Annotated in this window: 22 protein-coding genes; 12 read left to right on the top strand and 10 right to left on the bottom strand. The window is 70.7% G+C overall.

Annotated features, from left to right (window positions below):
- Positions 1–11 precede the first annotated feature (11 nt).
- On the bottom strand, positions 12–1,355 hold the full coding sequence (locus tag OG580_RS07715) for a CoA transferase (protein ID WP_267042886.1): 1,344 nt from the start codon (positions 1,353–1,355) through the stop codon (positions 12–14).
- An 83-nt stretch (positions 1,356–1,438) separates the two neighbouring features.
- On the bottom strand, positions 1,439–2,977 hold the full coding sequence (locus OG580_RS07710) for a S8 family serine peptidase (RefSeq protein ID WP_267042885.1): 1,539 nt from the start codon (positions 2,975–2,977) through the stop codon (positions 1,439–1,441).
- Between the two features lie 273 nt (positions 2,978–3,250).
- Between OG580_RS07710 and OG580_RS07705 the strand changes: the two genes are divergently transcribed.
- From OG580_RS07705 to moaA, 3 genes are all read left to right on the top strand, one after another.
- On the top strand, positions 3,251–3,625 hold the full coding sequence (locus OG580_RS07705; RefSeq protein WP_267042884.1) for a DUF485 domain-containing protein: 375 nt from the start codon (positions 3,251–3,253) through the stop codon (positions 3,623–3,625).
- Positions 3,622–5,262 carry a cation acetate symporter gene (locus tag OG580_RS07700; RefSeq protein ID WP_267042883.1) on the top strand — a complete coding sequence of 547 codons (1,641 nt, stop codon included), beginning with the start codon at positions 3,622–3,624 and terminating at the stop codon, positions 5,260–5,262. Before OG580_RS07705 ends, OG580_RS07700 begins: the two co-directional genes overlap by 4 nt.
- A 160-nt stretch (positions 5,263–5,422) precedes the next feature.
- On the top strand, positions 5,423–6,412 hold the full coding sequence (moaA, locus tag OG580_RS07695; protein ID WP_267042882.1) for a GTP 3',8-cyclase MoaA: 990 nt from the start codon (positions 5,423–5,425) through the stop codon (positions 6,410–6,412).
- Here the strand turns inward: moaA and OG580_RS07690 are convergent.
- Both OG580_RS07690 and OG580_RS07685 read right to left on the bottom strand, forming a co-directional pair.
- Positions 6,395–6,634: a hypothetical protein gene (locus OG580_RS07690; protein WP_267042881.1), complete on the bottom strand. Its 240-nt coding sequence runs from the start codon at positions 6,632–6,634 to the stop codon at positions 6,395–6,397. The genes moaA and OG580_RS07690 overlap by 18 nt on opposite strands.
- A gap of 182 nt (positions 6,635–6,816) precedes the next feature.
- Positions 6,817–7,161 carry a DUF3099 domain-containing protein gene (locus OG580_RS07685; RefSeq protein ID WP_267047930.1) on the bottom strand — a complete coding sequence of 115 codons (345 nt, stop codon included), beginning with the start codon at positions 7,159–7,161 and terminating at the stop codon, positions 6,817–6,819.
- A 169-nt stretch (positions 7,162–7,330) separates the two neighbouring features.
- On the opposite strand from OG580_RS07685, the gene OG580_RS07680 reads away from it, so the two are divergent.
- Positions 7,331–7,606 carry a GlsB/YeaQ/YmgE family stress response membrane protein gene (locus tag OG580_RS07680; protein WP_267042880.1) on the top strand — a complete coding sequence of 92 codons (276 nt, stop codon included), beginning with the start codon at positions 7,331–7,333 and terminating at the stop codon, positions 7,604–7,606.
- Between the two features lie 90 nt (positions 7,607–7,696).
- Here the strand turns inward: OG580_RS07680 and tyrS are convergent, their stop codons facing one another.
- The 3 genes from tyrS to OG580_RS07665 form a co-directional block, all read right to left on the bottom strand.
- The gene (gene tyrS / locus OG580_RS07675) at positions 7,697–8,971 is read right to left on the bottom strand and encodes a tyrosine--tRNA ligase (RefSeq protein WP_267042879.1); all 1,275 of its coding nucleotides are present in this window, start codon (positions 8,969–8,971) and stop codon (positions 7,697–7,699) included.
- Positions 8,972–9,036: 65 nt separating this feature from the next.
- Entirely contained in the window at positions 9,037–10,428 is a 1,392-nt protein-coding gene (locus tag OG580_RS07670; RefSeq protein WP_267042878.1) for a metallopeptidase TldD-related protein, read from the bottom strand.
- 82 nt (positions 10,429–10,510) lie between these two features.
- On the bottom strand, positions 10,511–12,034 hold the full coding sequence (locus OG580_RS07665; protein ID WP_267042877.1) for a TldD/PmbA family protein: 1,524 nt from the start codon (positions 12,032–12,034) through the stop codon (positions 10,511–10,513).
- Between the two features lie 263 nt (positions 12,035–12,297).
- On the opposite strand from OG580_RS07665, the gene fabG reads away from it, so the two are divergent.
- The 3 genes from fabG (at position 12,298) to OG580_RS07650 (ending at position 14,354) form a co-directional block, all read left to right on the top strand.
- Positions 12,298–13,017: a 3-oxoacyl-[acyl-carrier-protein] reductase gene (fabG, locus tag OG580_RS07660; protein ID WP_267042876.1), complete on the top strand. Its 720-nt coding sequence runs from the start codon at positions 12,298–12,300 to the stop codon at positions 13,015–13,017.
- Between the two features lie 4 nt (positions 13,018–13,021).
- Positions 13,022–13,798: an enoyl-ACP reductase FabI gene (gene fabI, locus OG580_RS07655; protein WP_267042875.1), complete on the top strand. Its 777-nt coding sequence runs from the start codon at positions 13,022–13,024 to the stop codon at positions 13,796–13,798.
- A 151-nt stretch (positions 13,799–13,949) separates the two neighbouring features.
- On the top strand, positions 13,950–14,354 hold the full coding sequence (locus OG580_RS07650; protein WP_267042874.1) for a hypothetical protein: 405 nt from the start codon (positions 13,950–13,952) through the stop codon (positions 14,352–14,354).
- On the opposite strand, the gene OG580_RS07645 is transcribed toward OG580_RS07650, so the two are convergent.
- Complete coding sequence (locus OG580_RS07645; RefSeq protein ID WP_267042873.1) at positions 14,305–15,012, bottom strand: FadR/GntR family transcriptional regulator; 708 nt, start codon at positions 15,010–15,012, stop codon at positions 14,305–14,307. The two genes, OG580_RS07650 and OG580_RS07645, sit on opposite strands and share 50 nt — an antisense overlap.
- A gap of 72 nt (positions 15,013–15,084) precedes the next feature.
- On the opposite strand from OG580_RS07645, the gene OG580_RS07640 reads away from it, so the two are divergent.
- The 4 genes from OG580_RS07640 to OG580_RS07625 all read left to right on the top strand — a co-directional run bounded on the left by OG580_RS07640 (position 15,085) and on the right by OG580_RS07625 (position 17,505).
- Positions 15,085–16,446 carry an MFS transporter gene (locus OG580_RS07640; RefSeq protein ID WP_267042872.1) on the top strand — a complete coding sequence of 454 codons (1,362 nt, stop codon included), beginning with the start codon at positions 15,085–15,087 and terminating at the stop codon, positions 16,444–16,446.
- Positions 16,447–16,463: 17 nt separating this feature from the next.
- Entirely contained in the window at positions 16,464–16,580 is a 117-nt protein-coding gene (locus OG580_RS07635) for an SGM_5486 family transporter-associated protein (RefSeq protein ID WP_267042871.1), read from the top strand.
- A 167-nt stretch (positions 16,581–16,747) separates the two neighbouring features.
- Positions 16,748–16,951: a hypothetical protein gene (locus tag OG580_RS07630; protein WP_267042870.1), complete on the top strand. Its 204-nt coding sequence runs from the start codon at positions 16,748–16,750 to the stop codon at positions 16,949–16,951.
- Positions 16,952–16,986: 35 nt separating this feature from the next.
- Complete coding sequence (locus tag OG580_RS07625) at positions 16,987–17,505, top strand: histidine phosphatase family protein (protein ID WP_267042869.1); 519 nt, start codon at positions 16,987–16,989, stop codon at positions 17,503–17,505.
- A gap of 70 nt (positions 17,506–17,575) precedes the next feature.
- Here the strand turns inward: OG580_RS07625 and serB are convergent, their stop codons facing one another.
- Positions 17,576–18,790, bottom strand: coding sequence for a phosphoserine phosphatase SerB (serB, locus tag OG580_RS07620; protein ID WP_267042868.1), 1,215 nt, complete (start codon positions 18,788–18,790; stop codon positions 17,576–17,578).
- 199 nt (positions 18,791–18,989) lie between these two features.
- Here serB and OG580_RS07615 point away from each other — a divergent pair, with 199 nt between their 5' ends.
- Positions 18,990–21,578 (top strand): FHA domain-containing protein, encoded by a 2,589-nt coding sequence (locus OG580_RS07615; RefSeq protein WP_267042867.1) that lies wholly within the window; start codon positions 18,990–18,992, stop codon positions 21,576–21,578.
- An 88-nt stretch (positions 21,579–21,666) separates the two neighbouring features.
- Here the strand turns inward: OG580_RS07615 and OG580_RS07610 are convergent, their stop codons facing one another.
- The gene (locus OG580_RS07610) at positions 21,667–22,479 is read right to left on the bottom strand and encodes a transglycosylase SLT domain-containing protein (protein WP_267042866.1); all 813 of its coding nucleotides are present in this window, start codon (positions 22,477–22,479) and stop codon (positions 21,667–21,669) included.
- Positions 22,480–22,701: the final 222 nt, after the last annotated feature.

The raw sequence follows: 22,701 nt of genomic DNA, 5'->3' as shown, positions 1-22,701 counted from the left end.
CGTTTCGCGGATCAGGGCCGGGCGAGCCACACGGGCTCGTCCCCGCCCTGCACGCCCGGCGGGCGCGACCAGTCCGCCGGGCCGCCCTCGTACGCGACGGGGGACTGCGCGTACCGCAGCCGGCCCAGCGGGCCGTCCGTCTCCGTGAGGTACCGCGCGGGCTCGACGGGGGTACCCCCCAGGCCCTCACGGCCATGGGGGAGGGGCAGCCCGTGGGTCAGCCAGTGCCCCGTCTGCGCCAGCGCCAGGCGTACGAGCCGGGTGCCGCCGTCCCGGTCCTGCTCGGTCAGCGAGCGCAGCACGGCCGCCGCGAGCAGATAGCCCGTGCCGTGGTCCAGGGCCTGCGCGGGCAGCGCGCCCGGCTCCTCCGCGGAGCCCTCGGTCACGGCGATGCCGGTGGCCACCTGCACCAGACTGTCGAAGCCGCGCCGGCCGCCCCAGGGGCCGTAGTCGCCCCACGCGGAGAGCCGCGCGGTGACCAGGCCGGGCCGGTCGAGGTCGAAGCGGTCGAGCGCGCCGGGGCGGTAGCCGGTGACCAGGACGTCCGCGGAGTCGAGGAGTTCACCGAAGGTACGCCGGTCCGAAGGGCTGTCCAGGTCGAGGGCGGCCGTCCGCTTGCCGACGTTCGTGTCCGCGTGCTGGTCCGGCAGTTCCGGGTTGCCCGGCGGGTCGATCCGCAGCACGTCCGCGCCGAGCAGTGCCAGCGTCCGGGTCGCGACAGGACCGGCGATCACCCGGGTCAGGTCGAGCACCCGCAGGGGTCCCGAGCGGCGCCGCGGCGGAGCCTCGTCGAGCCGCTCCCGGGTCAGCAGCGGCCGCGCGGCGACCTCCCGGCCCTGCTCGTGCTCCGCCCACTCCGCGGGCGTGCGCAGGGCGACAGCCAGGCCCCCGGCCGCGTACACCGCCGTCTCGACCTCGACGGCCTTCCGCTCACCGATCGCCGCCGCGACGGCCTCCACGGAGTCCACGGAGGCGGGCACATCGAGCGCGGCGAGCAGTGCCGCCCGGTGGTGCGGGTAGTTGGCGTGGGTACGGACCCAGCCGTCCGCCGCCCGCCAGAACCGCGACAGCGGTGCGAAGTTCACCGGCGCCCGCCCGTCGACCCGCAGATGACGCTCGCTCACGAAGGCGGTGGCGACGGCCCCGTCGTCCACCCGTACCGGTCCCCGCAGCCCCGCCCGTTCGACCGCCGCGAGTCCGGCGACCGCGACCGCGGCCCGGGAAAGGTCCATCACGGGCAGTCGCGCGGGCAGCTGCCCCGGGGTCCCGCCGTACTCCACCCGGTCGACCAGCGCGGGATCGCCGCCCAGCGCCGACCACAGCAACTCCGTACCCGTACCCATCGCGTTGTCCATGAACGAACTATGGCACTCAGTGCCACGCGAAAGGGCCCTGGTGTGGCGTACCGCACCAGGGCCCCTCGTTCACGCGGTGCCGCTTACTTCACGGCGTCCAGCGCGTCGATCAGACCGGCTCCGTAGAAGCCGTTCTTGTCCTTGCCACCCTCGCAGACGGCGTCGACGGTGCCGTCGCCGTTGATGTCGTACGGGTTGGTGCAGGCGCGGTCGTCGGCCTGCGCGTACAGCAGCGCCTTGAGGGCCGCCGGGCTCGCGTAGGGGTGCGTCGACTTGATGAGCGCCAGGACACCCGCCGCGTGCGGCGAGGCCATCGACGTACCGGCCTTGTAGTTGTAGCCGCCGTTGACCGTGGTCGACAGGATGCGGCCGTTCACCGCCGGGGCGTCCGGCGTCTGGTACTCGGTGCGGTCACCGCCGGGGGCGGCGATGTCGATCACGCCGAGACCGTAGTTGGAGTAGGACGCCTTGAGGTCCTTGGCTCCGGTCGCGGAGACCGTGACGACACCCGGCAGCATGGCCGGGTAGTCGAAGCACTCCTTCGGGTCGATGACCCGGTCGCCCGGAGTGGTGTCGTTCGGGCTGCTGTTGTCGACGATCGAGTCGGCAGCGAGGTCGAACTTCGAGTTGCCGGCCGCGGCGACGTTGACCGTGCCCTTGCGCTCCGCGTAGCGGGTCGCACGGGTGACCGCCTCGATGAGGGCCTTCTGGTCCTCGTCGGTCTTGCAGGCGAACATCCACGGGTCGGTGTAGTAGCTGTTGTTCGTGATCTCGACACCCTGCTCGGCCGCCCACATGAAGCCGCAGACCACGGCCTCGGTGTAGAAGAAGCCGTCCGGGGTGGACACCTTGATGCCGGAGACCTTGACGCCCGGGGCGACACCGGTGATGCCGATGCCGTTCTTGGCGGCGGCGATCGTGCCGGCGACGTGCGTGCCGTGGTCGCTCTCGCCCGGGTTCGGACGCCACGAACCGGCGGTGGTGTCCGGCTTGCCGGTCACGCAGTTCGCGGACGCGGCGACGTCGAAGTTCGGCGCCAGGTCCGGGTGGGTGTCGTCGACGCCCGTGTCGATGACGGCGACGGTGACGCGCTTGCTGCCGAGCGTCTTCTCGTGCGCCTTGTCCGCCTTGATGGCCGGCAGGTCCCACTGCAGGGGCTCCAGCGGGTCCTGCGCGTCGGTGGCGTTGGCCGCGGCGGCCTTGGCCTCGGCGGCGGTCAGCGTCTGCGCGCCCTCGTCGACGGAGTCGTCGGACTGGACGGAGAGCGGGGCGGTACGGGTCGAACCGGCCGACACCACGCCACGCGCCTGGCGGATCGTCTTCGCGAACTCGGGGTTCTGCGAGTGGACGACTATCACGCCTATCTGGTCGTACGAGATGACGACCTCGCCGCCGGCGGCGGCGATCGCCTTCCTCACCGAGGCGGCGGTCCAGCGGCCACCCTCGACGTTGACGACGTACGAGAGCTTCGGCCCGTTCGTCGCGACAGCGGCTGCCGCGGGAGCGTCACTCAGTTCCGCGGCGGATGCGGCGCCGGAGGGAAGGAAGCCGAGCGAGGCCGTGAGCGCGAGGCCGACAGGCAGAGCAAGAGCTCGGCCGCGCCTCGATCCCAGATGAGCCATGGGTTCTCCACATCATCCGTATGTACTGTCCACGCGCGGGTTTACGCGTGAACAGGTGCATGACGAGAGAAGTTATCGCTGATCATCCCGTCCCTTCAATGAGTTGAGAAGACTTCATGAAGATCTGTGCGAAGAAATCCCTCGTGTGAACCGCGTCGGTTCCGGCTCCGTGCCGTTGGACAGGGGAGGGGCTCCGACCGGAGTCCCGGTTCCCGCACCCCTGGTGAGGCCCCCTTGACCATGCCGTCCGTCCCCGCGTCACGAGGAGATTCCGTGGCTACCGAAGCACCGCCGCCGCCCAGAAACGGGACGGAAGCCGCATCAGGCCCCGTACCGCCCACGACGGAACAGTTCGTCGAGGTGCAGGAAGGCGCGGAGTTCGGCGAACTGCGCCGTACGTACCGCTCCTTCGCCTTCCCGCTCACCCTGGCCTTCATCGCCTGGTACCTGCTGTACGTGCTGCTCTCCAACTACGCGGGCGACTTCATGGGGACCAAGCTCTTCGGCAACATCAACGTGGCCCTCGTCCTCGGCCTCGGCCAGTTCGCGACCACCTTCCTCATCGCCTGGCTCTACTCGCGGCACGCGGCGAACCGGCTCGACCCCAAGTCCGACGCCATCAGAAAGCGCATGGAGGGCGACGCATGAGCACCCCCGTCCTGCTCGCGGCGGGCAACGCCACCAGCGAGCACCGACCGCTGATCATCGCCCTCTTCGGCGCCTTCGTCATCGCGACCCTGGTCATCACCATCTGGGCCGGCCGGCAGACCCGCAGCGCCGCCGACTTCTACGCCGGCGGCGGCCAGTTCACCGGCTTCCAGAACGGCCTCGCGATCTCCGGCGACTACATGTCCGCCGCGTCCTTCCTCGGCATCAGCGGCGCCATCGCCCTCTACGGCTACGACGGCTTCCTCTACTCGATCGGCTTCCTGGTCGCCTGGCTCGTCGCACTGCTCCTGGTCGCCGAACCGCTGCGGAACTCCGGCCGGTTCACGATGGGCGACGTCCTCGCCTACCGGATGCGCCAGCGGCCCGTCCGTACCGCCGCCGGCACGTCCACCATCGTCGTCTCGATCTTCTACCTGCTCGCCCAGATGGCGGGCGCGGGCGTGCTCGTCTCGCTGCTGCTCGGCATCACCAGCGACGGCGGCAAGATCGGGATCGTCGCCCTCGTCGGCGTCCTGATGATCGTCTACGTGACGATCGGCGGCATGAAGGGCACCACCTGGGTGCAGATGGTGAAGGCCGTCCTGCTCATCGCGGGCACGCTCCTCATCACCTTCCTCATCCTGCTGAAGTTCGACTTCAACCTCTCGCAGCTGCTCGGCGCCGCAGCCACCAACAGCGGCAAGGGCGACGCCTTCCTGGAGCCCGGCCTCAAGTACGGAGCCAGCGCCCTCTCGAAGCTCGACTTCCTCTCCCTCGGCATCGCCCTCGTCCTCGGCACCGCCGGCCTGCCCCACATCCTGATCCGCTTCTACACGGTGCCGACCGCCAAGGCCGCCCGTAAGTCGGTCAACTGGGCCATCGGCATCATCGGCGGGTTCTACCTGATGACGATCGTCCTCGGCTTCGGTGCCGCCGCCCTGCTCAGCGGCGACACCATCAAGGCCTCCAACAAGGCGGGCAACACGGCGGCCCCGCTCACCGCCCTGGAGGTCGGCGGCGGCGCCGGCTCCACCGGCGGCGCGATCCTCCTCGCCGTCATCTCCGCCGTCGCCTTCGCCACCATCCTCGCCGTGGTCGCCGGTCTGACGCTGGCCTCGTCCTCGTCCTTCGCGCACGACATCTACGCGAACGTGATCAAGCGCGGGAAGGCCACCGAGAAGGAGGAGATGCGGGCCGCCCGCTGGTCCACGGTCTTCATCGGCATCGTGTCGATCGCGCTCGGCGCCCTCGCCCGCGACCTCAACGTCGCCGGCCTGGTCGCCCTCGCCTTCGCGGTCGCCGCCTCGGCCAACCTGCCGACGATCCTCTACTCGCTCTTCTGGAAGCGGTTCACCACCCAGGGAGCGCTCTGGTCGATCTACGGCGGACTGATCTCCTCCGTCGTCCTCGTCCTCTTCTCCCCGGTCGTCTCCGGCGGCCCGGCCTCGATGTTCAAGGGCGTGGACTTCCACTGGTTCCCGCTGGAGAACCCCGGCCTCGTCTCGATCCCGCTCGGCTTCCTCCTCGGCTGGCTCGGCTCGCTCCTGTCCAAGGAGGAGCCGGACGCGGGCAAGTACGCGGAGCTCGAGGTCAAGTCCCTCACCGGAGTGGGGGTCGCCGCCGCGGTCAAGCACTGACCGGAGCGTGCCGTATACGTTCCGCAGCGAAACACCGGCCGCGTCGTAGAGTTCTACGACGCGGCCGCGCCGGTCCCGTGACAATCTGCCCTGCTCGTTGTCCGTGGGCTCACGTAGTCTTCGAAACACACGCATCCGCAAGACGGGGAGGGGGCCCACAGTGCTCATCGACACCTACGGCAGGGTCGCCACAGACCTGCGCGTCTCACTCACCGACCGGTGCAATCTGCGGTGCACGTACTGCATGCCGGAAGAGGGCCTCCAGTGGCTCGCCAAGCCCGACCTCCTCACCGACGACGAGATCGTCCGGCTGATCCGCATCGCGGTCACCGACCTCGGCGTCACCGAGGTCCGCTTCACCGGCGGCGAGCCGCTGCTCCGCCCCGGCCTCGTCGGGATCGTCGAGCGCTGCGCCGCCCTGGAACCCCGCCCCCGGATGTCCCTCACCACCAACGGCATCGGGCTGAAGCGCACCGCGACCGCCCTCAAGGCCGCCGGCCTCGACCGGGTCAACGTCTCCCTGGACACCCTGCGCCCCGAGGTCTTCAAGACCCTCACCCGGCGCGACCGGCACCAGGACGTCCTCGACGGCATGGCCGCCGCCCGGGACGCCGGCCTCACCCCGGTGAAGGTCAACGCGGTCCTGATGCCCGGGCTCAACGCCGACGAGGCCCCCGACCTGCTCGCCTGGGCGATCGCGGAGGGTTACGAGCTCCGCTTCATCGAGCAGATGCCGCTCGACGCCCAGCACGGCTGGAAGCGCGACGGAATGATCACCGCCGGTGACATCCTGGAGTCCCTGCGCACCCGCTTCACCCTGACCGACGAGGGCGCCGACGAGCGCGGCTCGGCCCCCGCCGAGCGCTGGGTCGTCGACGGCGGGCCGCACACGGTCGGTGTCATCGCCTCCGTCACCCGCCCGTTCTGCCGGGCCTGCGACCGCACCCGGCTCACCGCCGACGGACAGGTGCGCACCTGCCTCTTCGCCACCGAGGAGACGGACCTGCGGGCGACGCTCCGCTCCGACGCCTCCGACGGGGAGGTCGCGCGGATCTGGAAGCAGGCGATGTGGGGCAAGAAGGCCGGCTCGGGCCTCGACGACCCGAGCTTCCTCCAGCCCGACCGCCCGATGTCAGCGATCGGCGGCTGAGTCCCCGGACTCCTCCGGCCCGACCCAGTCGCCCAGCGGGACGACGTCCTTGAGGAACCCCCGCACGCCCAGGAACTGGGAGAGGTGCTCGCGGTGCTCCTCGCACGCGAGCCAGGTCTTGCGACGCTCGGGCGTGTGCAGCTTGGGGTTGTTCCACGCGAGGACCCAGACGGCGTCGACGCGGCAGCCCTTGGCGGAACAGATCGGCTTCTCTTCGCTCACCTGATCATTGTCCAGCAAGGGCGATGCCGAGCAGCCACGGGGGGAGCTGCCCGGCATCGGTCCGTCGCTCCGACGGGGGATGCGGAGCGCGTAGGCAGTATGTCACGGCACATGGGGTACGGGGCACTGGAACCTCATGATTGATCTGAGCTTTTCTTGAGGTTTCCGGCCACTGTCCGTGATCAGTTCCGGCCGTACGGGCCCTCCGTCGCGGCCCCCTCCGTCGCCTCCGCGGCGCCCAGCGCGGGACGCACCGGAGCCGGTACGAAGGTGGAGGGAAGGGACGGAGCGTTCTCGCGGCCCGCGTTGGCGATGACCACGGCGATGTACGGGAGCAGGATCCCCAGGGCGAGCGCCACGATCGCCACATGCCGCTCGACGTTCCACAGCACGGCGGCGGCGATCACGGAGAGCGTTCGGACCGACATCGAGATGATGTAGCGCCGCTGCCGCCCCCGGACGTCGTCCGCGAGCCCCTGCCGGGCCCCCGTGATCCGGAAGACCTCGGTTCCGCCACGCTTCGGCATCGCCGTCCACCACCCGCCGGTCATGCCGGACCCTCCCCGGTCCGGACCTCGTTCCACCGTACGCCCGGCCCTCCGCGCCGACGAGACCGGGGCACGGATGGAGCTGTCCGACATGCGCCGTATGGCGGAGGAGCCGAGACTGGGCCCAGACGCGTACAAGGAGGCGACGATGAGTTGGTTGTGGGCGATCATCGTGGGATTCGTCCTCGGTCTGATCGCGAAAGCGGTCCTGCCGGGGAAGCAGCAGATCCCGCTCTGGCTGACGACCGTGTTCGGCATTCTCGGCAGTGTGCTCGGCAACGCGGTCGCGACCTGGATCGGTGTCAACGACACCAAGGGCATCGACTGGACCCGCCACCTGCTCCAGCTGATCGGCGCCGTCGCCGTGGTGGGAGTGGGCGACATGCTGTGGGCCACGATGAAGGGCAACAAGCAACGCGCGTGACCTCGCCGGAACGCGCCGGAGAAACCGGGAGGCCCGGTACGGCACCTCAGGTGCCGTACCGGGCCTCCCGGTTTCGCGGGGCGGGCCTCGTCAGCCCTCCGCGCCGGCGAACTCGATCGCCGCCAGGTTCTTCTTGCCGCGCCGCAGGACCAGCCAGCGGCCGTGCAGCAGCTCCTCCGCCGACACCTCGGCGTCCTCGGCGGTGACCTTCACGTTGTTCACGTACGCCCCGCCCTCCTTCACCGTGCGGCGCGCGCCCGACTTGCTCGGTGCGAGGCCGACCTCGGTGAACAGGTCCACGACCTGGCCGAGCTCGGTCACGCGCGCGTGCGGCAGCTCGGACAGGGCGGCCGCGAGCGTCGCCTCGTCCAGCTCGGCCAGGTCGCCCTGCCCGAACAGCGCCTTGGAGGCGTTGATGACGGCCGCGCACTGCCCGGCGCCGTGCACGAGGGTGGTGAGCTCCTCGGCGAGCGCCCGCTGGGCGGCCCGCGCCTGCGGCCGCTCGGCCGTCTGCTGCTCCAGCTCCTCGAGCTCCTCGCGGGACTTGAAGGAGAGGATCCGCATGTACGTCGAGATGTCCCGGTCGTCCACGTTCAGCCAGAACTGGTAGAACGCGTACGGCGTGGTCATCTCCGGGTCGAGCCAGACGGCCCCGCCCTCGGTCTTGCCGAACTTGGTGCCGTCCGCCTTGACCATCAGCGGGGTCGCGAGCGCGTGCACGTCGGCGCCCGGCTCCAGACGGTGGATCAGGTCGAGACCGGCCACCAGGTTGCCCCACTGGTCCGAGCCGCCCTGCTGGAGGACGCAGCCGTAGCGGCGGTACAGCTCCAGGAAGTCCATGGCCTGGAGCAGCTGGTAGCTGAACTCCGTGTAGCTGATGCCCTGCTCGGACTCCAGGCGCCGGGCGACGGAGTCCTTGGTCAGCATCTTGTTGACCCGGAAGTGCTTGCCGATGTCCCGCAGGAACTCGATCGCCGACAGACCGGAGGTCCAGTCCAGGTTGTTCACCATGACCGCCGCGTTCTCCCCCTCGAAGGAGAGGAAGGGCTCGATCTGCGAGCGCAGCCGGTTCACCCAGTTCGCGACCGTCTCGGGGTCGTTCAGGGTGCGCTCGGCCGTCGGCCGCGGGTCACCGATCTGCCCGGTGGCCCCGCCGACCAGCGCCAGCGGCCGGTGCCCGGCCTGCTGGAGCCGGCGGACGGTGAGGACCTGGACCAGGTGGCCGACGTGGAGACTGGCCGCGGTCGGGTCGAAACCGCAATAGAACGTGACAGGACCGTCCGCGAGAGCCTTGCGCAGTGCGTCCTCATCGGTGGACTGGGCGAAGAGCCCGCGCCACTTCAGCTCGTCGACGATGTCCGTCACGACCGTCAGTCTCCTCAGGTTGTTGGTGGTACGAGGGCTCAGTCTAGGTGGGTCGGACCAGGTGGTCAGACCCCCTTGCTGACCGAGCTCATGTTGAAGTCCGGCACCCGCAGGGCCGGCATCGCGGTCCGTGTGAACCAGTCGTTCCACTCGCGCGGCAGCGTCTTCTCGGTACGGCCCGCCTCCGAGGCACGCGACAGCAGGTCCACCGGCGACTCGTTGAACCGGAAGTTGTTCGCCGCGCCGACGACCTCGCCGTTCTCGACGAGGTAGACGCCGTCCCGGGTCAGTCCGGTGAGCAGCAGCGTCGCCGGATCGACCTCGCGGATGTACCAGAGGCAGGTCAGCAGCAGGCCCCGCTCCATGGAGGCGGCCATCTCCCCCAGCGAACGCTCGCCGCCGCCGTCCAGGATCAGGTTGTCCGCCCCGGGCGACACGGGCATCCCCGTGAGCCCGGCGGTGTGCCGCGTGGTGACCAGCCGCTCCAGCTTCCCCTCCCGGATCCAGTCCGTCGGGCCGAGCGGCAGCCCGTTGTCGAAGACGGACGAGTCGTCACCGGAGGAGTGCGCGATCACGAACGGCGCGGACTCCAGGCCCGGCTCGTTCGGGTCGCTGCGCAGGGTCAGCGGCAGCGGGGAGAGGGTCTCGCCGATCCGGGTGCCGCCGCCGGGCTTGGAGAAGACCGTACGGCCCTCCGCCGCGTCCCGGGCCGTGGACGACCACAGCTGGTAGATCAGCAGGTCGGCCACGGCCGACGGCGGCAGCAGCGTCTCGTACCGCCCGGCGGGCAGCTCGATCCGCCGCTCCGCCCAGCCGAGCCGGGTCGCCAGCTCCGCGTCGAGCGCGGCCGGGTCGACGTCCTTGAAGTCCCGCGTCGCGCGCCCCGCCCAGGCGGAACGCGACCGGTCGGGGGACTTGGCGTTGATCTCGAGCGTCCCGTTGGGCTGGTCGTGACGGAGCCGCAGCCCCGTCGACGTACCCAGGTAGGTGGAGGTCAGCTCGTGGTTGGCGAAGCCGTAGAGCTCACGGCCACCGGCCCGGGCCCGGGCGAAGGCCTCGCCGAGCGCCGGGGCGAAGTCGGTGAAGACGGCGGAGGAGGTCTCGGCCGGGGCGTCCGTGAAGTCGGGGGAGGAGGGCACGCCCCCGACCAGCGGCTGGGCGTCCTCGGCGGGCCCGGCTGCCCGGGCGGCGGCCTCCGCGGCCCGGACCAGCGGCTCCAGGTCGTCGGCGGTCACGGCCGACCGCGAGACGACACCCGAGGCCGTGCCCTGGGAGCCGTCGACGGTCGCGACGACGGTGAGGGTGCGGCCGCGCGTGACGCCGTTCGTGGTGAGCGCGTTCCCGGCCCAGCGCAGATTCGCGGAGGACTCCTCGTCGGCGATGACGACACATCCGTCCGCGCGGGACAGCTCAAGGGCCCGCTCGACGATCTCGTACGGCTTGCTGACGCGGCTCATCGACCGGCCTCCTGCGTCGTGTTCAGGCTGTGCTTGCCCGGGGGGCGACCCCCGGACCCCCGGCAAATCTGGTGGCGTGCGCTCATCGACCGGCCTCCTGCGTCGTGTTCAGAATGTCGACGCCCCGGAACAGGGCGGAGGGGCAGCCGTGGGAGACCGCGGCGACCTGGCCCGGCTGGGCCTTGCCGCAGTTGAACGCGCCGCCGAGGACGTACGTCTGCGGGCCGCCGACCTGCTCCATCGAGCCCCAGAAGTCGGTGGTCGTCGCCTGGTACGCCACGTCCCGCAGCTGCCCGGCGAGCCGGCCGTTCTCGATGCGGAAGAAGCGCTGCCCGGTGAACTGGAAGTTGTAGCGCTGCATGTCGATCGACCACGACCGGTCGCCGACCACGTAGATGCCCCGCTCGACCCCGCCGATCAGGTCCTCGGTCGACAGCCCGCCCGGATCCGGCCGCAGCGAGACGTTCGCCATCCGCTGCACCGGCACGTGCGAGGAGGAGTCCGCGAAGGCGCAGCCGTTCGACCGGCCGAGGCCCGTGAGCTTCGCGGTACGCCGGTCCAGCTGGTAGCCGACGAGCGTGCCGTCCTTCACCAGGTCCCAGCTCTGCGCCTCGACGCCCTCGTCGTCGTACCCGACGGTGGCCAGCCCGTGCTCGGCGGTCCTGTCACCCGTCACGTTCATGATCGACGAGCCGTACGCCAGCTTGCCCAGCTGGTCGAAGGTCGCGAAGGAGGTGCCGGCGTACGCCGCCTCGTAACCGAGGGCCCGGTCGAGCTCCGTGGCGTGCCCGATCGACTCGTGGATCGTCAGCCACAGGTTCGACGGGTCCACGACCAGGTCGTACCGTCCCGCCTCGACGCTCGGCGCCCGCATCTTCTCGGCGAGGAGCCCCGGGATCTCGTCCAGCTCCTTGTCCCAGTCCCAGCCGGTGCCCGTCAGGTACTCCCAGCCCCGCCCGGCCGGCGGCGCGATCGTCCGCATCGAGTCGAACTCGCCGGTCGTCTCGTCGACGGCGACCGCCGTGAGCTGCGGGTGCAGCCGCACGCGCTGCTGCGTGGTGACCGTGCCCGCCGTGTCCGCGTAGAACTTGTTCTCATGGACGGTCAGCAGCGAGGCGTCCACGTGCGCCACGCCCGGCGCCCGCAGCATCCGCGTGCTCCAGTCGGCGAGCAGCGCACCTTTCTCCTCGCCGGGGACGGAGAACGGATCGATCTCGTACGAGGAGACCCAGGTGCGCTCGGAGTGCACCGGCTCCTGCGCCAGCTCCACGCGCTCGGCGGAGCCCGCCGCGGCGATCACCTTCGCCGACAGCTTGGCCATGGCCACCGCCTGCGAGGCGACCCGCGCGGCACCGTCCATGGTCAGGTCGACCCCGGACGCGAACCCCCAGGCGCCGCCGTGCACCACCCGGACCGCGTAGCCGAGGTCGGTGGTGTCCGAGGAACCGGACGGTTTCGCGTCCCGCAGCCGCCACGAGGCGCTGCGCACGCGCTCCAGGCGGAAGTCCGCGTGCTCGGAGCCGAGCGCGCGCGCCCGGGCGAGCGCCGCGTCGGCGAGCGCCCGCAGCGGCAGCGCGACGAACGTAGGGTCGATCTGATGGACCACGAGCGGCCTCGCTCTCGGTGATCGGAAGACGGCAATTGAGCTGTCCGGGAAGTCAATCACGGGACAGGGCGGCCGGGTGGGCGCGCCGGGGCGCCGTCGCGAGCCGCGTCCCCGAGTGCCCTCCCCGGGGGTCCCCGCACCACCCCCGAGCTGTAGGGATCCGACAGTGACGCTCCTACGCCACTGTCGGAGGTCGATTCCTCATGTCGGGAGCGATACCGATAGGTTTTCGGCTATCAGACCGCTATCGAAAGGGTGATCCGTTGAGCCGCTCGGTTCTCGTCACCGGAGGAAACCGGGGCATCGGCCTCGCCATCGCCCGCGCGTTCGCCGAAGCCGGCGACAAGGTCGCGATCACGTACCGCTCCGGCGAGCCGCCGGTCGCCCTGGTCGAACTCGGCTGCCTTCCCGTCAAGTGCGACATCACCGACACGGAGCAGGTGGATCAGGCGTACAAGGAGATCGAGGAGAAGCACGGTCCGGTCGAGGTCCTCGTGGCCAACGCCGGCGTGACGAAGGACCAGCTCCTGATGCGCATGTCGGAGGAGGACTTCACGTCCGTCGTCGACACCAACCTCACCGGCACCTTCCGGGTCGTCAAGCGCGCCAGCCGCGGGATGCTGCGCGCCAAGAAGGGCCGCGTCGTCCTGATCTCCTCGGTCGTCGGTCTGCTGGGCTCCGCGGGCCAGGCCAACTACGCCGCCTCCAAGGCCGGCCTGATCGGCTTCGCCCGCTCCCTCTCGCGTGAGCTCGGCTCGCGCAACATCACGTTCAACGTCGTCGCCCCCGGTTTCGTCGACACCGACATGACCGCGGTGCTCTCGGACGAGCAGCGCGCGGGCATCGTGGCCCAGGTGCCGCTGGGCCGTTACGCGAAGCCGGAGGAGGTCGCCGCCGCGGTGAAGTTCCTCTCCTCCGACGACGCCTCGTACATCACTGGAGCCGTCATCCCGGTTGACGGCGGATTGGGCATGGGTCACTGATCACATGAGCGGAATTCTCGAGGGCAAGCGCATCCTGATCACGGGCGTGCTGATGGAGTCCTCCATCGCCTTCCACGCCGCGAAGCTGGCCCAGGAGCAGGGCGCGGAGATCATCCTCACCGCCTGGCCCCGGCCGACGCTGACCGAGCGCATCGCCAAGAAGCTCCCCAGGCCCGAGAACGTGAAGGTCCTGGAGCTCGACGTCTCCAACGCCGAGCACCTCGCGCGCCTTGAGGGCCAGGTCCGTGAGCAGTTCGGCGACCGCCTCGACGGCATCGTCCACTCGATCGGCTTCGCCCCGCAGGACGCCCTCGGCGGCAACTTCCTGAACACGCCGTTCGAGTCCGTGGCCACCGCCATGCACGTCTCCGCCTTCTCCCTGAAGTCGCTGACGATGGCGCTGCTGCCGCTGATGAGCGAGGGCGGCTCCGTCGTCGGTCTCACCTTCGACGCGCAGTACGCCTGGCCGCAGTACGACTGGATGGGCCCGACCAAGGCCGCCCTGGAGGCCACCAGCCGCTACATGGCCCGTGACCTGGGCAAGCAGAACATCCGCTGCAACCTGATCTCGGCGGGCCCGCTCGGCTCGATGGCCGCGAAGTCCATCCCCGGCTTCGGTGAGCTCGCCGCGGTCTGGGACAGCCGTTCCCCGCTGGAGTGGAACCTCGCCGACCCGGAGCCGGCGGGCCGCGGCATCGTGGCGCTGCTCTCCGACTGGTTCCCGAAGACGACGGGCGAGATCATCCACGTCGACGGCGGCCTGCACGCGATCGGCGCGTAAGCGCCCACAGCACGGCAGCAGGGCCCGTGTGTCTCCCCTGGCGGGGCGGACGCACGGGCCCTCTTCCGTCCCCGACTCGAAAAGTCGCGCGAATCACCCCAGACTGGGGCAGAGCGTGACGTTCTGCTGCTGACGGGGAGGAGGTACGGGCATGCGCGCGATACGTAACGGGTTCGGCGCGTTCGCCTCGGTCGCCGTGCTGCTCACCGGGATAGCCGTCGCCGCCGAGGTGCGCGTGGCTCCCGCGCCGGCCGAGGAGCTCCCCGCCACCGCCCCGGCGGCGGAGGAGCCGGAGTACTTCGGGGCCTCCTGCCGCACCGTCGTCCAGGGCTCCAAGGTCACCGCCCGCTGCCAGAACCCGTACCCCGGCACCGACCGCGTCCGGCTCCACGTCGAGTGCGACCGCTGGTGGGACGTCGACACCGACAGCGCCCCCGTCGACGTCGGACCCGCGGACTACGCCAAGCTCACCGGCCGCTGCTGGAAGGAGGTCCGGTCCGCCTGGGTCACCCACCAGCCGGCGGACCTGCCTCAGGAGCGGGTTCCGGGCTCTTGAGGCACATGAACGGATAGCCGGCCGCCTCCGTGCCGGCCCGCTCGGCATCGCCCTCGCGGATCGCCTCCACCAGTCGCGCGTGGTCCATGTGGTTCTCCGGCCGCAGCTCCTGCCCCACGTCGCCGCGCAGCCACTCCCGCAGGAGATCGCCCAGGTCCGCGTAGAGCTCCGTCAGCACGTCGTTGCCCGAGGCCGCCACCACCGCGTGGTGGAAGGCCGCGTCGACCGTCACGAACCGCTCCGCGTCACCCGACTCCCAGGCCTCCTCGCGCCGTACCAGCAGGGCGTCGAGCTGCTTCAGGTCCCGCTCCGTGCGCCGCTCCGCCGCGAAGCGCGCCGCGGCGGACTCCAGGGTCGAGCGCAGCTCGGCGACGTGCCGGGGATCGGATCCGGCGAACCGCCGGTGCATGACGCCCGCCAGCTCGCTGGTGGCGATGACGTACGTTCCCGAGCCCTGGCGGATGTCGAGCAGCCCGTTGTGCGCGAGCGCCCGGACCGCCTCGCGCACGGTGTTGCGCGCCACGCCCAGCTGCTCGACCAGCTCGGGCTCGGTCGGGATGCGTGAACCCACCGGCCACTCGCCGGAGGTGATCTGGTTCCGCAGTTCGGCGATCACCTGATCGGAGAGTCCTGCGCGCCGGGGGTGGCCGAGGGCCATGGGGCACCTTCCCATTCGTGCGAGATGTTCGAGATTGGACAACCAATCATCCCATGATTCTATGATGGCCTCATGCCCGACGAGCCGAAGACCCTCGACCCCGCCGCACCGCCGGCCCGGACCACCGCACACACGGCCACCGCCGTACCGACCGCCGGCGCGGGGAAGCCCTCCGCACGGGACCGGTCCGTCGCCGCGTCCCCCGAGGGTCCGACGCCCGTGCCGGGTTCCGCGTCCCGCTGGACCCTCGGGCTCGTCACCGTCGGCCTCGTCCTCGCCGCACTGAACCTGCGCCCCGCCATCACCAGCCTCGGCGCGCTCCTCGAAGAGGTGAGCGCGGGCCTCCACATGAGCGGCAGCGTCGCCGGCGTCCTCACCTCCGTCCCCCCGCTCTGCTTCGCGGTCTTCGGCATCACCGCCCCGCGCCTCGCCCGCCGCTTCGGCCCCGCCGCCGTCGTCTGCGCCGGCATGGCGGCGATCTTCGTGGGCCTCGCCGCCCGCCCCTTCGCCTCCGGCACGGCCGCCTTCCTCGCGGCCAGCGCCCTCGCCCTCATGGGCATAGCCGTCAGCAACGTCCTGATGCCCGTGATCGTGAAGCGGTACTTCCCCGACCGCGTCGGCACCATGACCGGCCTCTACTCCATGGCGCTCGCCCTCGGCACCTCCGTCGCCGCGGCGGCGACCGTCCCGATGACCGCGGCCCTGGGCGGGGACTGGCGCGTCGGCCTCGGCATCTGGGCCGTCGTCGCCGCACTCGCGGTCCTGCCCTGGATCCCGCTCGTACGCGACCGCGACCGCGACCGCGCCGGAGACCGCGACCGGGCGCCCCGTACGGAGAAGACGACCGCACCCGCCCCCCGCGTCACCCGCAGCCGCACCGCCTGGGCCCTCGGCTGCTTCTTCGGCCTCCAGGCCACCGGCGCCTACATCACCATGGGCTGGATGCCGCAGATCTTCCGTGACGCCGGCGTCCCCGCCTCCACCGCCGGCGTGCTCCTCGCCGTCACCATGGTCATGGGCGTCCCGCTCGCCTTCGTCATCCCCCGGCTCGCGACCCGGATGAAGAACCAGGGCCCGATCGTCGTCGCCCTCGGCCTGTGCGGACTCGGCGGCTACACCGGCCTCTTCTTCGCCCCGGCCGCCGGAGCCTGGGTCTGGGCGGTGCTGCTCGGCGTCTCCAACTGCGCCTTCCCGCTCGCCCTCACCATGATCGGGATGCGCTCGCGGACCGGCGTCGGCGTCGTCCGGCTCTCCGCCTTCGCGCAGAGCGTCGGCTACCTCATCTCCATCCCCGGCCCCCTCCTCGTCGGCGTGCTCTACCAGCACAGCGGCGGCTGGGGACTGCCCATCGCGCTCATGGGCGGCCTGATGGTGCCGCAGATGATCGTGGGCACCCTCGCGGGGAGGGACCGGACGGTCGAGGACGAATGCTGAGATGCGAGACTGGTCCCATGCCAGTCCTCGAACCCAATCCCCAGAACGGCCAGAAGAAGCTGCTCGTCGTGCTCGGCGCGATGCTCGGCATCACGGTGGTCATCGCCGTCATCGCCTCTCTCGCCTCGCCGTGACCCCCGGGGGTGGGGACAGCCCCCGTATCCCCTAGGGGGCGAGTGTCAGGGTGAAGTGGGTGGATCACCCGATGGGCCGGAGGGCGCCCGATCCGTACGTTGGAGAACACGCCGTCGGAGAACACCGCCGGAGACGGAAAACGGATCCCCACCCCTCGGAGGCCCTCATGTCGGCCCGTACGCACACCAGCACCCGGCCCCTGCCGACCGGCGTCGACACCCGGCTGCCCTGGTGGGCGCTCGCCCTCCCCGTGGTGGCCTTCGGCGTCCTTCTGATGCTCATAGCGGGGCCTGGCGGGGCCCATGCGACCGCTGGTGACCTGGGGGTCGGGCAGGTCCTGGAGCGGCTCCAGCAAACGCTCGCTCTCTGAGTCACCGAGAGCCGTTTCGTGCAAAGCTGTTGACCATGAGCGTCGATACACCCCGCAGGATCGTGCTGCTCCGACACGCGAAGGCAGACTGGAACGAGGCGTCCGACCACGAGCGGCCCCTGGCCGAGCGCGGCCGCGCGGACGCCCCCGTGGCGGGCCGCAGGCTCGCCGGGACCGGCATCGGCTTCGACCTGGCCCTCTGCTCGACCGCCCTCAGAACCCGCGAGACCTGGAAGCTGGCCGTGCAGGAACTGCCGGAGCGCCCCAGGACCGTGTACGAGGACCGGTTGTACGAGGCCTCGCTCGGCGAGCTCATCGCCCTGCTCAACGAGACCTCGGACGAGGTCTCCGACCTCCTCGTGATCGGCCACAACCCCGGGATGCACGCCCTCGCCGACGCCCTCGCGGGCGAGGCCGAGGGAGACGTCCTGCCCCGGTTGAACCGCAGCGGCTTCCCGACCTCCGCCTTCGCCGTCCTCGGCTTCAACGGCTCCTGGAAGTCCTTGGAGCACGGCGTCGCACGGCTCGTGGACTTCTGGACCCCGCACCCCTGACACCGGTCGCCGCGTACGCGAAAGGGCCCGGCCGTCCTCCGACGACCGGGCCCTCTTCCGTACCGGTGGCTCAGTGCAGCAGGTCCTCGCCGCCGTCCGCGGCCTCGACCTCTTCGCGCGTGATGCCCAGCAGGTAGAGCACGGTGTCCAGGAAGGGCACGTTCACCGCGGTGTCGGCGGCCCGGCGCACCACCGGCTTCGCGTTGAACGCCACCCCGAGGCCGGCCGCGTTCAGCATGTCCAGGTCGTTGGCGCCGTCGCCGATGGCCACCGTCTGCGCCAGCGGGACCCCCGCCTCGGTGGCGAACCGGCGCAGCAGCCGCGCCTTGCCCGCGCGGTCCACGATCTCGCCGGTCACCCGGCCGGTGAGCTTGCCGTCCACGATCTCCAGGGTGTTGGCCGAGGCGAAGTCGAGCCCGAGCCGCTCCTTCAGATCATCGGTGACCTGGGTGAACCCGCCGGAGACGACGCCCACCTGGTAGCCGAGCCGCTTGAGCGTACGGATCAGGGTCCGGGCCCCCGGCGTCAGCCGCACCTCCGCGCGGACCTTGTCGACCACCGAGGCGTCGAGCCCGGCGAGCAGCTCCACCCGGGCGTGCAGCGACTGCTCGAAGTCCAGCTCGCCGCGCATCGCCGCCGCCGTCACCTCGGCGACCTTGTCCTCGCACCCCGCGTGCGCCGCGAAGAGCTCGATGACCTCGTCCTGGATCAGCGTCGAGTCGACGTCCATGACGACGAGCCGCTGGGCCCGCCGGTGCAGCCCGGCGGAGACCACGGCCACGTCCACCCCGATGCTGTGGGCCTCGGTCGCCAGCGCGGTCCGCAGTGGCTCCGTCTCGCAGCCCGACACGGCGAACTCGACGGCCGTCACCGGATACTTCGCGAGGCGGAACACACGGTCGATGTTGCCGCCCGTCTCCGCGATCCTCGCCGCTATGGCCGCCGTCTGCTCCGCGGTGAGCGGGTTGCCGAGCACGGTGACGTGCGAGCGTCCCTCGCCGCGGGGCCGGTTGTCACCCGTACCGGAGATGATCTCGGCCTGGAGCTTCAGGGACTCGGCCCAGCTGTGCACGGTGGCCCGTAGCTCACCCTGCGAGGCGACGGTCGGCTCGGTGACGAGCGCGCACAGGACGAGGCGGCCGCGGGAGACGACCTGCTCGATGTCTACGACGTCGACGGAGTAGGCGGCGAGGGTGTCGAAGAGTCCGGCGGTGATCCCGGGACGGTCCTTCCCGAAGATCTTGACGAGAAGGGTGGGAACGTCTGAGGTCTGCGATGCGCTCATGGTGGTTCCACCGTATCGGGCACCTCGTGCCACCTGACCCCCCGTCCCGCCCAGCGGACACCCGAGTGGTCGCGGACTTGTCTGCGCACGGCTCTTCACACGGCCCGACTTTCGGAGAGGGGACCGGGCCTGAAATAGTTCCCCACGATGTTCGCCATCCCTAGACTCCCGACGTCGGGGGTGCATCGGGGGACAAGTAGTGGGGCATGGAGTGCCAGAACTCGTACTGGAATTGAATGGAAGGACCTGGACCCTCGATCCGTCCAGGTCGTACACCCTGGGCCGCGATCCGCAGGGTGACCTGGTCATCGACGACGCCCGGGTCTCGTGGCGGCACGCCACCGTCAGCTGGGGCGGCCGGAGTTGGGTCATCGAGGACCACGGCTCCACGAACGGCACGTTCGTCCAGGGGCAGCGGATCCACCAGATGGAGATCGGCCCCGGATCGGCCGTCCATCTCGGCAACGCGACCGACGGCCCCCGGCTGAATCTCGCCGCCGGAGCCCAGGCCGCGCAGCAGGCCCACCAGCCGCCGGCCCAGGCCCAGGCGCCGGTGGCCCAGCCCGCCGCCGCCCACCAGGCCGGACCGGCGCAGGCCGCCGCCCAGGCCGACTGGGCGACGCACCAGGCTCCGCCGCAGCAGCAGGGCTGGCAGCAGCAGGCCCAGCAGCCCGCGCAGCCGCAGGTCCCGCACCAGCAGGGCGGCCCCCAGGGCCCCCACGGGCACCAGGGGCACGGCCAGGCAGGCGCCGCCGCGGGGGCGTCGTCGGCCTACGCCGACCGCAGCCCCACCACGTTCCACCAGCTGAACCTCGGCCACGTCATGCGCATCGGCCGTGCCCTCGAGAACGAGCTGGTCGTCTCCGACCTCCAGGTCTCGCGGCACCACGCCGACTTCCACGCGACGCCCGACGGCCGCTTCGAGATCCGCGACCTCGGCTCGCACAACGGCACGTACGTCAACGGCCAGCCGATCCCGAAGGGCGGCACCGCCGTCCTCGGCCCGCAGGACATCGTCGGCGTCGGTCACTCGACGTTCCGGATCGTCGGCGGTCAGCTCGAGGAGTTCGTCGACACCGGCTCGGTCTCCTTCTCGGCCAGCCACCTCACGGTGACGGTCGACGGCGGCAAGAAGATCCTCCAGGACGTCTCCTTCGGTGTCCCGGAGAAGTCGCTCATCGGTGTCATCGGCCCGTCCGGCTCCGGAAAGTCCACGCTGCTCAAGGCGCTGACCGGCTACCGCCCGGCCAACGAGGGCGACGTCCTCTACGACAACCGGAGCCTCTACAAGCAGTTCGCCGAGCTGCGCCAGCGCATCGGTCTGGTCCCGCAGGACGACATCCTGCACAAGGAGCTGACCGTCCAGAAGGCGCTGCGCTACGCGGCCAAGCTCCGCTTCCCGGGCGACACCGCCACGGCCGAGCGCGAGGCCCGTATCGACGAGGTGCTGCGCGAGCTCAAGCTCGACATCCACAAGGAGAAGAAGGTCACCTCCCTCTCCGGTGGCCAGCGCAAGCGTGTCTCCGTCGCCCTGGAGCTCCTCACCAAGCCGTCGCTGATCTTCCTGGACGAGCCGACCTCCGGCCTCGACCCGGGCATGGACCGCGACGTCATGCAGCTGCTGCGCGGCCTCGCCGACGACGGCCGCACGGTCCTCGTCGTCACCCACTCGGTGGCCGAGCTGGGCCTGTGCGACAAGCTCCTCGTCATGGCGCCCGGCGGTTCGGTGGCGTACTTCGGCCCGCCGGAGGAGGCGCTGAACTTCTTCGGCTACTCCACCTGGGCCGACGTCTTCTCCGCCTTCGAGAACTACCGCGACTACGACTGGGCGGGCCGCTGGAAGGGCTCGCAGCACTACCAGATGTACGCCGCGGACATCGACGCCGTCGCCGCGCAGCCCGTTCAGATGCCGCAGCAGGCGATGGCCCGCCCGCCGAAGCCGCAGGGCTGGGGCTCCCAGCTGTGGACGCTGATCCGCCGCTACGTCTCGGTGATCGCGTCCGACAAGGGCTTCCTGGGCCTGATGGTGATCCTGCCCGCCGTCCTCGGCGCGGTCTCGGTCGTCATCCCCGCGGACTTCGGCCTCGGCTCGCCGACACCGCCGTCCCGCTTCAACGGCGACGCCGGAACCATCATGCTGATCCTCGCGGTCGGCATGTGCTTCAGCGGCGCCGCCAACTCCGTACGAGAACTGATCAAGGAACGGGTCATCTACGAACGGGAGCGCGCCACCGGCCTCTCCCGCTCCGCGTACCTGATGTCCAAGGTCATCGTCCTCGGCCTGATCACGGCCTTCCAGGGCGTCATCATCTGCGGCATCGGCTTCTCCACCCGCGCGCTGCCCGCCGAGGGTCTCCTCATGCCGCCGGCCGTCGAGCTGTGCATCCAGGTCATCGCCCTGGGTCTCACCTCGATGATGTTCGGCCTGGTCATCTCCGCCCTGGTGAAGACCGCCGAGAAGACCATGCCGCTGCTGGTCATGTTCGCGATCATCCAGGTCGTCTTCACCGGCATCCTCTTCCAGGTGTACGGCTCGCCCGGCCTGGAGCAGTTCGCCTGGCTGATGCCCTCCCGCTGGGGCATCGCCGGCGCCGGCGCCACCCTCGACCTGGCCCGCCTCATGCCGCCGTGGGACCCGAAGAACCCCACGAACACCGACCCGCTGTGGGAGCACACGGCCGGCCAGTGGGGCTTCGACCTGGGCGTCCAGCTGCTCATGGCGGCCGTCTGCTGCTTCGTCGTGGCACGGCTGCTGCGCCGCCACGAGCCCGAGGTCATGCGCAAGTGACCCCGTAGGCAGTACGCCGAAGGGCGGCACCCCGCACAGGGGGTGCCGCCCTTCGGCGTACGCCGGGAGGATCCGCGAGCAGCGAGGATCAGTAGGCGCTGTTGACGTTGTCGATCGAGCCGTAGCGGTCGGCCGCGTAGTTGGCGGCGGCGACGATGTTGGCGACCGGGTCGTACTGGTCGAACGGCGTGCCGGCGACGTGGTACGTCTTGAAGGTCGGGTAGATGACCTGGAGCAGGCCCTTCGAGGGCACGCCGTTGATGGCGTTGATGTCCCAGTTGTTGATGGCCCGCGGGTTGCCGCTGGACTCACGCATGATGTTCTTGTGCAGGCCGTTGTAGCTGCCCGGGATGTCGTGCTTGTCCATGATGAACAGCGCCTCGCGGATCCAGCCGTCGAGGTTGTTCGCGAAGACCGGCGTACGGGCGACGGAACGGCTCGCGGCCGTCTTCTCCGCGGCGCGCTTCTTCGCGTCGGCCTTCGCCTTGGCCGCGGCCCTGGCCTTCGCGTCGGCCTTGGCCTTCGCCTGAGCCTTCGCCTTGGCGTCGGCCTTCGCCTGCGCGTCGGCCTTGGCCTTGGCGTCTGCCTTCGCCTTGGCATCGGCCTTGGCCTTCGCGTCGGCCTTGGCCTTGGCCGCCGCCTCCTGCTGGGCCTTCAGGCCGATGGTGGTGTGCTGCTCGGTGACACTGGCGGCCAACGCCTTCGCCTGCGGGCTGGCGGCGTCGTACGACCAGGCGACCTGCTGTGTACCGGACAGGGCCTGCGGCTCGGTCTCGGTGGAGCCGTTGCCCGGCACGAGGGAGAGGGTGAGGGCTGCGGCGCCCAGAGCGGCGACGCCGGCGATCGTGGCCTTGTGGGTCTTCTTCAGACCACGACTGTGGCCAGGGGTGTTCGCAGACATGCAGGACTACCTCTTCGAATCGCTGGGGGTCGCTCGCCGGGGGCGGCGCTGCGCCTGCTCGGCGGCGACGGGGCAATTCTTAGCGGCCGCAAAATGGCGTGGCAAAGGTGTGACGTACGATCCCGGGTAGTGGATCAGGGGCCCGTGCACGGGCCACCGAGTACCCCCTGTGGCCGGTCCAGGCCCCGCTCACCTGGCCTCTCGGTATCCACTAGGGGACTT

This window comes from Streptomyces sp. NBC_00094 (assembly GCF_026343125.1).
In the GTDB taxonomy this organism is placed as follows: Bacteria; Actinomycetota; Actinomycetes; order Streptomycetales; family Streptomycetaceae; genus Streptomyces.
The sequence above is the reverse complement of the archived record's forward strand: the minus strand, read 5'-3'. Positions and strand labels throughout refer to the sequence as shown.